This is a genomic window from Achromobacter sp. UMC46, assembly GCF_014170335.1.
GTDB lineage: Bacteria > Pseudomonadota > Gammaproteobacteria > Burkholderiales > Burkholderiaceae_B > Achromobacter.
The window spans coordinates 100,152-111,783 of sequence record NZ_LZZS01000040.1 but is presented as its reverse complement, the minus strand read 5'-3'; the positions used below and the strand labels follow the sequence as shown (position 1 = coordinate 111,783).

12 protein-coding genes and 4 tRNA genes are annotated in these 11,632 nt (G+C 62.5%); 1 reads left to right on the top strand and 15 read right to left on the bottom strand.

Annotation, left to right across the window (positions count from 1 at the left end; all coding sequences use genetic code 11):
* Positions 1–152: 152 nt before the first annotated feature.
* The 15 genes from rplL to hisN form a co-directional block, all read right to left on the bottom strand.
* Complete coding sequence (gene rplL, locus A9973_RS29010; RefSeq protein ID WP_006227008.1) at positions 153–533, bottom strand: 50S ribosomal protein L7/L12; 381 nt, start codon at positions 531–533, stop codon at positions 153–155.
* Between the two features lie 81 nt (positions 534–614).
* Positions 615–1,139 carry a 50S ribosomal protein L10 gene (gene rplJ, locus A9973_RS29005; protein WP_183017047.1) on the bottom strand — a complete coding sequence of 175 codons (525 nt, stop codon included), beginning with the start codon at positions 1,137–1,139 and terminating at the stop codon, positions 615–617.
* Positions 1,140–1,409: 270 nt separating this feature from the next.
* Positions 1,410–2,111, bottom strand: a complete 702-nt coding sequence (gene rplA, locus A9973_RS29000; RefSeq protein ID WP_006216574.1) for a 50S ribosomal protein L1 — start codon at positions 2,109–2,111, stop codon at positions 1,410–1,412.
* A 2-nt stretch (positions 2,112–2,113) separates the two neighbouring features.
* Entirely contained in the window at positions 2,114–2,545 is a 432-nt protein-coding gene (gene rplK / locus A9973_RS28995; protein ID WP_006227005.1) for a 50S ribosomal protein L11, read from the bottom strand.
* 63 nt (positions 2,546–2,608) lie between these two features.
* Positions 2,609–3,142, bottom strand: a complete 534-nt coding sequence (nusG, locus tag A9973_RS28990; RefSeq protein WP_105555685.1) for a transcription termination/antitermination protein NusG — start codon at positions 3,140–3,142, stop codon at positions 2,609–2,611.
* Between the two features lie 9 nt (positions 3,143–3,151).
* Positions 3,152–3,532, bottom strand: coding sequence for a preprotein translocase subunit SecE (secE, locus tag A9973_RS28985; protein ID WP_105555684.1), 381 nt, complete (start codon positions 3,530–3,532; stop codon positions 3,152–3,154).
* 64 nt (positions 3,533–3,596) lie between these two features.
* Positions 3,597–3,672 (bottom strand) — tRNA-Trp (locus tag A9973_RS28980).
* Between the two features lie 165 nt (positions 3,673–3,837).
* Positions 3,838–5,028: an elongation factor Tu gene (gene tuf / locus A9973_RS28975; protein ID WP_183017046.1), complete on the bottom strand. Its 1,191-nt coding sequence runs from the start codon at positions 5,026–5,028 to the stop codon at positions 3,838–3,840.
* A gap of 56 nt (positions 5,029–5,084) precedes the next feature.
* Positions 5,085–5,159 (bottom strand) — tRNA-Thr (locus A9973_RS28970).
* A gap of 12 nt (positions 5,160–5,171) precedes the next feature.
* Positions 5,172–5,245, bottom strand: a tRNA-Gly gene (locus A9973_RS28965).
* Between the two features lie 144 nt (positions 5,246–5,389).
* A tRNA-Tyr gene (locus tag A9973_RS28960) sits at positions 5,390–5,476 on the bottom strand.
* A gap of 113 nt (positions 5,477–5,589) precedes the next feature.
* Positions 5,590–6,753, bottom strand: coding sequence for an iron-containing alcohol dehydrogenase (locus tag A9973_RS28955; protein WP_183017045.1), 1,164 nt, complete (start codon positions 6,751–6,753; stop codon positions 5,590–5,592).
* A gap of 25 nt (positions 6,754–6,778) precedes the next feature.
* Positions 6,779–8,167 carry an aldehyde dehydrogenase family protein gene (locus tag A9973_RS28950; RefSeq protein ID WP_183017044.1) on the bottom strand — a complete coding sequence of 463 codons (1,389 nt, stop codon included), beginning with the start codon at positions 8,165–8,167 and terminating at the stop codon, positions 6,779–6,781.
* A gap of 29 nt (positions 8,168–8,196) precedes the next feature.
* The gene (locus A9973_RS28945) at positions 8,197–9,582 is read right to left on the bottom strand and encodes a glutamine synthetase family protein (protein ID WP_183017043.1); all 1,386 of its coding nucleotides are present in this window, start codon (positions 9,580–9,582) and stop codon (positions 8,197–8,199) included.
* Positions 9,583–9,640: 58 nt separating this feature from the next.
* On the bottom strand, positions 9,641–10,447 hold the full coding sequence (gene hisN, locus A9973_RS28940) for a histidinol-phosphatase (protein ID WP_183017042.1): 807 nt from the start codon (positions 10,445–10,447) through the stop codon (positions 9,641–9,643).
* Between the two features lie 150 nt (positions 10,448–10,597).
* Between hisN and A9973_RS28935 the strand changes: the two genes are divergently transcribed.
* Positions 10,598–11,608, top strand: coding sequence for an ABC transporter substrate-binding protein (locus A9973_RS28935; protein WP_220805699.1), 1,011 nt, complete (start codon positions 10,598–10,600; stop codon positions 11,606–11,608).
* The last annotated feature ends 24 nt before the right edge of the window (positions 11,609–11,632 follow it).

Here is an 11,632-nt window from a genome sequence, read left to right as displayed (position 1 = left end):
GACTCGAGGTTGCATGGGCCGTCAACCACGGCCCCAGGTGATACGACTCCAGGAAACCCCTCTGAAAAGGCATGACCCCAGTAGGGGTTTCCTGGAAACGCAAAAGCCCGGGGACTGCAAACTGTGCTGTCCCCGGGCAGTTGACGCAGGTCTTACTTGACTTCGACCTTGGCGCCAGCTTCTTCCAGCTTCTTCTTGGCGGCTTCGGCGTCAGCCTTGGCCACAGCTTCCTTGACGGGCTTCGGAGCGCCGTCAACCAGGTCCTTGGCTTCCTTCAGACCCAGACCGGTCAGCTCGCGCACGGCCTTGATGACGCTAACCTTGTTCGCGCCGGCTTCCAGCAGGACGACGGTGAACTCGGTTTGCTCTTCAGCAGCGGCGGCAGCGCCACCAGCAGCGGGAGCAGCGACAGCGACAGCAGCGGCAGCAGCCGACACGCCGAACTTCTCTTCCATTTCCTTGATCAGCTCGGACAGCTCGAGCACGGTCATGCCAGCGATGGCGTCAAGGATTTCAGCTTTGTTAAGTGCCATTTTTCAGAACTCCAAATATTTTGGTAATGCCAGGGTTTGGGTGTCGCTTCGTCGTTCAGCGAATTCCGGACAGCAGGGCGATTAGGCCGCTGCCTTTTGATCGCGCACAGCCGCGAGGCCACGGGCGAACTTGGTCGGAACTTCGTTGAGCGTACGCACGAATTGCGCGATGGGGGCTTGCATGGTGCCAAGCAGTTTCGACAGCAACTCTTCGCGGGAGGGCATGGTGGCCAAAGCCTTCACACCTTCTTCGGTCAGCAGGCTGTTGGGCAATGCGCCCGCCTTGATGACCAGCTTGTCGTTGCTTTTCGCGAAACCTGCGATGACCTTGGCCGCCGAAACCGGATCAGTGCTGATACCATAGATCAGCGGACCGGTCAGTTGCTCAGCCAACGGCTCGAAAGCCGTGCCGGCAACAGCACGACGGGCCAGCGAGTTCTTCAGAACACGCAGATACACGCCCGATTCACGCGCAGTTTTGCGCAGTACGGTGACAGAGGCGACGTCCAGACCACGGTACTCAGCGATAACAATCGATTGCGCCTTGGCCACTTCGGCCGAGACTTCCTCGATTACCACCGCTTTCTCTTGACGATTGAGACTCACGGTTTGAACACTCCATCAAAAGACGCCTGGGGCCTGAGCCTTGCGCGTCAACCGAATGCGGCGCCTGGTCGAGTTCTTCGTGTAAAGAAATCTTCCTGGGGACGCCGTCTACGCTGGATCCGAACTATGTGAGCTTCGGGATTAAGCGGGGCAACGGGGAACCTGCTTTCATAGAAGGGAGGACCCTTCCACTACCCTGCTCCAGCGGTCTTTGACAGCAACATCCGGAGGAATCCGGATGCAGCCCAAAGTACGTTTACTGCTGTTGGCTTAGTTGGAAGCCGACAGCGAGGCAATTTCAACGCGAGCACCGCCGCCCATCGTGGACGAAACGGCCAGCTTGCGCAGGTAAATGCCCTTGGCAGCTGCGGGACGAGCCTTTTGCAGGGCGTCGACCAGAGCGGCCAGGTTGGTTTGCAGCTGTTCCACGCCGAACGACGCGCGGCCGATCGTTGCGTGGATGATGCCAGCCTTGTCGGTACGGTACTGAACCTGACCGGCCTTGGCGTTCTTGACAGCGGTGGCGACGTCAGGCGTCACGGTGCCGACCTTCGGGTTCGGCATCAGGCCACGGGGACCCAGGATCTGGCCCAGGGCACCCACGACACGCATCGTGTCGGGCGAAGCGATGACGACGTCAAAGTCCATTTGACCGGCCTTGATCTGGTCAGCCAGGTCGTCCAGGCCAACGATGTCAGCGCCGGCAGCCTTGGCGGCCTCGGCCTTTTCGCCTTGGGCGAACACGGCCACGCGGACCGACTTGCCGGTACCGGCGGGCAGAACGACCGAACCGCGAACCAGTTGGTCCGACTTCTTCGGGTCGATGCCGAGCTGCACAGCCACGTCAATGGATTCATTGAACTTGGCGACAGCGGTTTCCTTGACCAGCGTCAGGGCTTCAGCGACCGGGTACAGCTTGGTGCGGTCGATCTTTTGTGCAATAGCGGCGGCGCGCTTGGACAGTTTTGCCATGATTAGATCCCCTCAACCGTGATGCCCATGCTGCGGGCGCTGCCAGCGATCGTGCGCACAGCGGCGTCCAGATCAGCGGCGGTCAGATCGGGGCCCTTGGCCTTGGCGATTTCTTCAGCTTGGGCGCGGGTCAGCGTGCCGACCTTGTCGGTATGCGGCTTGGCCGAACCCTTTTGCACACCAGCAGCCTTCTTGATGAGGACCGTCGCGGGCGGGGTCTTCATGATGAAGGTGAAGCTCTTGTCCGCGAAAGCGGTGATCACCACCGGAATCGGCAGACCAGGCTCCATGCCTTGGGTCTTGGCGTTGAACGCCTTGCAGAATTCCATGATGTTCAGGCCGCGTTGACCCAATGCCGGGCCAATCGGGGGGGAGGGGTTAGCCTTACCAGCCGGTACTTGCAGCTTGATAAAGCCGACGATCTTCTTCGCCATGCTTTGCTCCTTGCGGGTTATATCGCCCGAGCCTTATTGGCCTGGGCTCCCCGGGGGTTGAAATCAGGTCTTTTCGACCTGGCTGAAATCGAGTTCGACGGGTGTGGCGCGACCAAAAATGGTGACCGACACGCGCACCTTGCTCTTTTCGTAATTGACTTCTTCGACGTTGCCGTTGAAGTCCGCAAACGGACCTTCCTTGACCCGAACCATCTCGCCCACTTCGAACAGAATCTTGGGGCGGGGCTTCTCGACACCCTCTTCCATCTGGGAGAGGATCTTCTCGACTTCCTTTTCGGAAATCGGGGTCGGACGGTTGCCCGAGCCACCCAAAAAGCCGGTGACGCGGTTCGTATTCTTGACCAAATGCCACGTTTCGTCGGTCAGGTCCATTTCAACCAGGACATAACCAGGAAAAATGCGGCGTTCGGTGATCGACTTCTGTCCACCCTTGACCTCGACGACTTCTTCGGAGGGCACAAGGATTCGGCCGAAAGAGGTTTGCAAGGCCGCGCGCTCGATGCGCTCGATCAGGGCCTTGTGAACACTCTTTTCCATGCCGGAATACACATGGACGACATACCAACGCTTACTCATTCGCCGTCCTTATTTCCAGCCCAACAGCAGGCCGTAAAGAATCCATTCGATGCCCTTGTCGAGCACCCACATGAAAATGCCCATGACTGCCACGAACGCAAAAACGATACCCGTCATCTGGGTCGTTTCCTTGCGGGTGGGCCATGCGACACGCTTGACTTCGTTGTAGGACTCGTTGGCAAAGCTCAGGGTGCGGCGGCCGGGTTCGCTGAACCAGGCGATCACGGCTGCGATCACAAGGCCGCCGACAAACACGCCGACACGGGCAGGCATCGGCTGTGCGCTAAGCACGGAAAACCCGACGATGCCAGCAATAACGACGAGAACCGCCAGCCCAAGCTTGACCCGGTCGGCGGTACTGGTTACGGTTTCTACGCTGGTATTAGACATATTGCGACGCGAGCCGCCGTGAATGCGTAACTCGCGATGATCTCCCGCGGGTTTATCCTGGCGGTGGCAGGGGCAGTAGGAATCGAACCTACAACCTTCGGTTTTGGAGACCGACGCTCTGCCAATTGAGCTATGCCCCTAAAACACTACTGGCTTGCACTACTACATTCACTGACTTTCCGGGCCTGCCACCCTACCTTTTCAGGAAATTAGGCGCAAACGATCGCGGAGCCAAACATCATAACACTTTTACGGCAAAAATGGGTAGAGGGACTTTTCGTCCTCTCTACCCACTTGGGTATTGCTTACTTCAGGATCTTGGCGACGACGCCGGCGCCGACGGTACGGCCGCCTTCACGGATAGCGAAACGCAGGCCTTCTTCCATGGCGATCGGAGCCAACAGCTTGACCGTCATGGCCACGTTGTCGCCCGGCAGAACCATTTCCTTGTCGGCCGGCAGCTCGATCGTGCCCGTCACGTCCGTCGTGCGGAAGTAGAACTGGGGACGATAGCCCTGGAAGAACGGAGTGTGACGGCCGCCTTCTTCCTTGGACAGGATGTACACCTCGGACGTGAAGTCCGTGTGCGGGGTGATCGAGCCCGGCTTGGCCAGAACTTGGCCGCGCTGGACGTCTTCACGCTTGGTGCCGCGCAGCAGGATGCCCACGTTGTCGCCGGCTTGACCTTGGTCGAGCAGCTTGCGGAACATTTCAACGCCCGTGCAAGTCGTCTTGACCGTCGGAACCAGACCCACGATTTCGATTTCTTCGCCGACCTTGACGATGCCGCGTTCGATACGGCCAGTCACCACCGTGCCGCGACCCGAGATCGAGAACACGTCTTCAACCGGCATCAGGAACGCGCCGTCAACAGCACGCTCAGGCGTCGGGATGTACGAATCCAGCGCATCGGCCAGAGCCATGATGGCTTGCTCGCCCAGTTCGCCCTTGTCGCCTTCCAGCGCCAGCTTGGCCGAACCCTTGACGATCGGGGTGTCATCACCCGGGAAGTCGTACTTCGACAGAAGTTCGCGAACTTCCATTTCCACCAGCTCGAGCAGCTCGGCGTCGTCAACCATGTCAGCCTTGTTCAGGAAGACGATGATGTACGGCACGCCAACCTGGCGCGACAGCAGGATGTGCTCACGCGTTTGCGGCATCGGACCGTCAGCGGCCGACACGACCAGGATCGCGCCGTCCATTTGAGCCGCGCCCGTGATCATGTTCTTCACATAGTCAGCGTGGCCCGGGCAGTCAACGTGCGCGTAGTGGCGCGCTGCCGTTTCGTACTCGACGTGTGCCGTGTTGATCGTGATGCCGCGAGCCTTTTCTTCAGGAGTCGCATCGATCTGGTCGTAGCCCTTGGCTTCGCCACCGAACTTGTTCGACAGAACGGTCGTGATAGCTGCCGTCAACGTCGTTTTGCCGTGGTCAACGTGACCAATCGTACCCACGTTCACGTGCGGCTTGGTACGTTCAAACTTGCCTTTTGCCATGGCTGACTCCTGACCTGGATTGCGCTTCAGACTGAAGAAAAGAACTTGGAAATTTGTGGTGCCCATGGCGCGGATCGAACGCGCGACCTCTCCCTTACCAAGGGAGTGCTCTACCACTGAGCCACATGGGCATTTAAAAATCTTGGAGCGGGTGAAGGGAATCGAACCCTCGTCGTAAGCTTGGAAGGCTTCTGCTCTACCATTGAGCTACACCCGCGGCATACCCATTCACCTTCTCTTTCCCAAACCCTCAAAATCAAGGCCCGGAGAACCTTACAACCTTCTTTGCGAAGGTCGCCCAGTTCCCTAGGCCTAATTTTAAAATCCAGGCAGACATCGCCTGGATTCAGAGTTGGGTCTCTGGTGGAGGAGATTGGATTCGAACCAATGTAGGCGCAAGGCCAACAGATTTACAGTCTGCCCCCTTTAACCACTCGGGCACCCCTCCAGCGGAGAACTTGAGATTATGAACACTTTCAAATCCGGTGTCAAACCATTCGGATGAAAATCTTCAAAAACTTTCGTTCAGCCACCCGCGTTTCCGCGCAGAGGGGGCGAAGCTTACAGGTTTCCGCGAATTGATGCACGCAAAAGTTGAGAATACTCGTCGGCGGTGAAAATAATGGGGTTGGTTCCGCCTGAGGGATCCTCGCTTGCCATGCGCCCTACCCGGTCGGCCTCGCCCTCGTCGATGCCGATCTCGGCCAGCGTATGGGGAATGCCCACGGTTTCGCGCAGGCGCAGCACCCAGTCCAGCACCGCACCCGGGCCCGTCGCGGGCAAATCCAGGTAGCGAGCCAGCGCCTCCAGCCGCGGCGCCACCGCATGCTGGTTGGCTTTCAGCACATAGGGCATCAGGATCGCGTTCAACATGCCGTGATGTGCGTCGTATAGCGCGCCAAGCGGGTGCGCCAGCGCGTGCATGGCACCCAGGCCGCGCTGGAAGGCGGTGGCGCCCATGCTGGAGGCCACCAGCATCTGCTGGCGGGCTTGAAGGTCGGTGCCGTCGGCCACTGCCTGGGGCAGGTATTCCTTGACCAGGCGCATGCCTTCGATGGCAATGCCCGCCGCCATCGGATGGAAGAACGGTGAACAGTAGGCCTCAAGATTGTGCGACAGCGCGTCCATGCCGGTCGCCGCCGTGATCTTGGGCGGCAGCCCCACCGTCAGGACCGGGTCCAGGATGACGACGGCGGGCAACATGCGCGCATGGAAGATGATGCGCTTGACCTGCGCGGCCTCGTCCGTGATGACGGATGCGCGCCCCACTTCGGACCCGGTTCCTGCGGTGGTGGGCACCGCCACCACGGGCGCCATCCCGGCCACGTTCACACGCAGATAGTTGTCGCCGATGTCCTCGAAATCCCACAGGGGCCGCTTCTGGCCCGCCATCAGGGCAATGGCTTTGGCGGCGTCCAGCGCGGAGCCGCCCCCGAAAGCGATGACGCCGTCATGCCTGCCTTGCCGGTAGGCCGCCACGCCGTCATCGACATTGCGGCCCGTGGGGTTGCCCTTGACCTCGTGGAACAGGCCGCACTCCAGGCCCGCCTGGCGGCAGGCGCGCACGGCGTCGCCCACCATCGGCAATGCGGCAAGGCCCGGGTCCGTGACAAGCAAGGGCCGCCTCATGCCTAGTTCCGCGCACCAATCGGCCAGTTCCTTGATGCGGCCGGGGCCCGCTTTGATTGCGGTGGGGTAGTTCCAATTAACGCTGGGCACAGTCATGGTTCGGTTCCTGAAGGCGCCTCGATCAGACGCTTCGCAGATGAAAGGATTTGGCTTGGGTGAGTTGCTCGTAGCCGATGGCGGACAACGACACGCCGCGGCCCGTATTCTTGACGCCGGTCCACGCGAGTGCCGGGTCCAGATAGTCGCAGCGGTTCATGAAGAAGGTGCCCGTGCGCACTTGCCGGCCCAGCGCAAGCGCGGCGTCTTCGTCCTGCGTGAACACCGCGGCCGTCAGCCCATAAGGGCTGTCGTTCATCAACGCGACGGCCGCTTCGTCCGTATCGACAGGCATGATGCCGACGACGGGGCCGAAGCATTCATCGTTCATGATGCGCATGCGATGGTTTACTCGCGTCAGCAACGCGGGCGCGACATAAGGCGAGCCTTCACTCGCATTATTGAAATGCGAAGGATCGATCATGTTTTGGGCGCCGGCCGACAGCGCTTCGGCCACGACTTCGCGGATCTCGGCCGCGGCGCGGGTGCGAACGACGGGCCCCAGCGTCGTATCGGCGTGCAGCGGATTGCCCAGTACGTAACCGTTTGTCAGCTCGACCGCCCGTTCGACGAACTCGTCGTACCGTGCCCGCGCGACGTAGATGCGCTGGATGCCGCAGCAGGACTGTCCTGAATTGAAGAATGCGCCGTCGACCAGGGTCTCGACCGCGTGGTCCAACTTGGCGTCCGCGCGCACATAGGCCGGATCGTTGCCGCCCAGTTCCAGGCCGACGCCGATGAAGCGCCCCGCTGCGCTTTCCTCGACGATGCGTCCACCGCGCACCGACCCCGTGAACGACACGTAGCCGATCTCGGGCGCGCGGATCAGCCGCTGGACGGTGTCGTGGTTGGCATGCAGGGTCTGGAACACGCCCTTGGGCACGCCGGCGTCGCGGAACGCGCGCTCCATCAATTCGGCGCACAGGGGCGTCTGGTCGGAATGCTTCAGGATGACGGTGTTGCCGGCCATCAATGCCGGGACGATGCTGTTCACCGCCGTCAGCAAGGGATAGTTCCACGGCGCGATGGTCAGGGCGACGCCGATGGGTTCACGGCTGACGAAGCGCGTGAAGCCGGCCTGCTCTGGCATGCGGAGCGGCGCCAGCGCCACGTCGGCGATGGAAATCATGTGGCGCGCGCGGGCTTCGAACCCGGCGACCTCGCCCGGCGTGTAGCGCAACGGGCGCCCCATCTGGATCGTGATCGCCCGCGCGATCTCGTCCTTGGCGGCCACGAAGCGGTCGACCGCGGCGGACACGATGCGCCCCCGCTCCGCCACACCAAGCGTGTGCCACGCCACTTGCGCGGACTGGGCTTGCGCCAGCGCCTGCGCGATCTGCGCCTCATTGGCATAGGCGCGGCGCACGACCTCGCGCCCGTCGATGGGACTAATGGTGATGAGTTCCTGGGTCATGGTGGCCCTATGCGTGCGGTTGGACGGGATCAGATGATTTCGAAGTAGCGCGCCAGCTCCCAGTCGGTCACGTGGCGCCGGAACTGCCGTTCTTCCCACTCGCGCGTCGCGGCGTAGTGCTCGACGAACGGGTCGCCGAACAGATGGCGGGCCGCTTCGGATCCGCGCAGCCGTTGCGCCGCCTCCCACAAGGTCGTCGGCAGATGCAGGTGGGCCGGGAATTGCTGGGTGTAGGCATTGCCTTGGACCATGGGTTCGGGCTTGAGCCCTTGCTCGATGCCATATAGGCCGGAAGCCAGCGCGGCGGACAGCGCCAGGTAGGGATTGGCGTCCGCCGAGCCAATGCGCACTTCGACGCGCTGCGACTTGTCGCTGCCGGGAATGAGGCGCAGCGCGGTGGTGCGGTTCTCCATGCCCCAGGTCGCGTCCAGCGGCGCCCAGTAGCCCGGCACCAGGCGCGAATAGCTGTTGATCGTCTGCGCGTACAGCGCCATGAATTCCGGCAGGTAGCGCTGCACGCCCGCCATGAACGCGACCTGCGTGGCGCTCATGCCGTGCGGCTGCGATTCGTCGTAGAACGCCGAATGGCCGCTCTTCCTGTCGCGCAGCGACAAATGGATGTGGCCGCTTTGGCCCGGATGGTCATGCGACCACTTGGCCATGAAGGTCGCCATCAGCCCGTTCTGCTGCGCCAGCGCTTTCGTGAAGGTCTTGAACAGGAACGCCTTGTCGCCCGCCGCCGCCGCCTGGTCCACCGCGATGGCCGCCTCCAGCACGCCCGGCCCCGTTTCGGTGTGCAGGCCTTCGATCGGCATGTCCATGCGTTCGCACATGTCCAGCAGCTTGCGGTAGAACTCGCCCTCGACGGTGCTGCGCAGCACGGAGTAGCCGAAGTTGCCCGGCGTCCAGTTTTCCATGTTGCGGTAGTTCTTCGCGCGGACCGAATGGGGGGTTTCGCGGAACATGAAGAACTCGTATTCCAGCGCGGCGTAGACCTCGTAGCCCATGCCTGCCGCCCGATCCAGCGTGCGGTGCAGCAGCCGGCGCGGGCAGATGGCCGCCGCCTCCCCTTCGAATTCGGCCAGGAACAGCAGCATGTCTTCGCCGCCCGGCCCTTGCTCAAGCGGCAGCCTGCGCCCGGTCTGCGGCACGATGCGCAGCTTGGCGTCGGGGTAGGCGGTGTGCCAGCCGGTGTACTGGGTGTTGTCGTAGAGCTGGTCGTCCAGGTCCCAGCCGAGCACCACGTCGCAGAACGCCAGGCCGGAGCGCAGCGCGCCCAGGAACTTGTCGCGTCGCAAGTACTTGCCCAGCATGACGCCGTCGACGTCCGACAAGCCCACCTTGATATGCGAGAGCGGGCTGGCTTGCACCAGCCGCTCCGCGTCTTCCACCGTTGCTACCCCTAGTGCATGCATGCTCGTTCACCTTTGTGGCTGAAGCGTTGCGTTGACCTGCGGGCGGGCGGCGCGGCGTTCAGGTCATGGCCGCCCCCAGCACCCGCATCGCCTGGCGATGCAGCTGCGGCGTGGCGGCCGCGACGACGCGGCCCTGCGATTCGAGACTGAGCGGCTGCCCGGCCCAATCGGTGATGACGCCGCCCGCGCCTTCGATCACGGGCATCAGCGCCAGATAGTCATAGGGTTGCAGGCCGGCTTCGACCACCAGGTCGACATGGCCGCTGGCCAGCAGCCCGTAGCTGTAGCAGTCGCCCCCGTAGCGCCGCATGCGCGCGGCGCGGGTCAAGGCGTCAAAGGCCGCCAGTTCGGCGCCCTCGAAGATGTCGGGGGAGGTGGCGTACAGGATCGCGTCGCGCAGTTCGGTACAGGCGCTGGCGTGGCAGAGGGCGCCATTCAAGCGCGCCGGCGAACCTGCCGCGCCGATCCAGCGTTCCTGCAGCATGGGGATATCGATCAGGCCGAGCACCGGGCGGCCCCGGTGCAGCAGCGCCAACAGGGTGCCCCACAAGGGATTGCCCGAAATGAAGGCGCGCGTGCCGTCGATGGGGTCCAGCGACCACACGAGATCGGCCTCGGCATGCAGGGCGCCGAACTCTTCACCGAAGATGCCGTGTTGGGGGTAGTGCTGCGCGATGGCCTCGCGCAGCGCGGCCTCGACTTCGCGGTCGGCCTGCGTAACGGGGCTTTCGTCCGCCTTGGTATCGACGGACAGCGGGTGCCGGAACCCCTTGCAGGACAAGGGCCGGACCCGGTCCGCGAGGGTTTGCGCGAACGAGGAATATTCGGCCAATTGCTGCGCCGGCAGTGCGGCGGAGGTTTGCATCACTGTGCTCCCAGGGGTTTTTCCAGTCTAGACACGTTGCCCCAAATTTGCAAATATACCTAAAACTGCAACCTAACCCTGTTCAGGGCAGGTCGCCGTCCGCATCAGTAGCTCACACCGTTGCCGTGTATTCCCCACCGGAGTCCCATCATGCAATGTATGAAGAAGCTTAGCGTTGTGGTTGCAGTAATTTCCCTAAGCTATGCCCACGCGGCCACGGCCGGGCCGATCACCGTGTACACCGCGCTGGAGGAAGACGAGATCGCGGCCTATCTGAAGGCGGCCAACGCAGCCATGCCGGACGTGAAGGTCAACGTGTTGCGCCTGTCTACCGGCGACCTGGGCGCCCGGCTGATCGCCGAAGCCGCAAACCCGCAGCAGGACGTGATCTGGGGTTTTGCCGTCAGCAACATGCTGGACCCGCGCCTGCAGAACCTGCTGGAACCCTATGCGGCCAAGGGCATCGACGCCCTGCCCGCCCAATACAAGAGCGCCGACAACAAGTGGTTCGCCGCCACCGGCTACGTCGCCGCCTTCTGTGTCAACACCGATCGGCTGAAATCCAAGAACCTGCCCATGCCCGCGTCGTGGGAGGACCTGGCCAACCCCGCCTACAAAGGCGAGATCGTCATCCCCAGCCCGGCCGCTTCAGGCACGGGCTACCTGCAGATCGTCGCGTTGCTGCAAGGCCTGGGCAAGGAAAAGGGCTGGGCACTGCTGAAGGACCTGGACAAGAACGTGGCGCAGTACACGCCATCGGGATCGCGCCCCTGCAAGATGGCGCGCGCCGGCGAATACGCGATCGGCGTGTCGTTCGCGTTCCCCGCCATGCAATCCATCGAAGAAGGCTACCCGGTGAAGATGGTGATCCCCAAGCAATGGGTCGGCTACGAGCTGGAGGCGTCCGGCCTGATGAAGACGGCGAAGAACCCCGCGGACGCCAAGCGCTTCCTGGACTGGACGCTGTCGGCGCAGGCGGGCGGCCTGTATAGCAAGTACAAGGAACTCGTCACCATTCCTGGCGCCGCCCCCAACAAGGCGGCCGAAGCGGCAGGCCTGCCCAAGGACCTGACTGCGGTGCTGTATCCGGTGGACTTCCAGAAGTCCGCCGCCGAGCGCGACGCCACGATCAAGACCTGGCAAGACACCATCAAGCGTTGAGGCTGGCGCGGCGGGCCCGGCCCG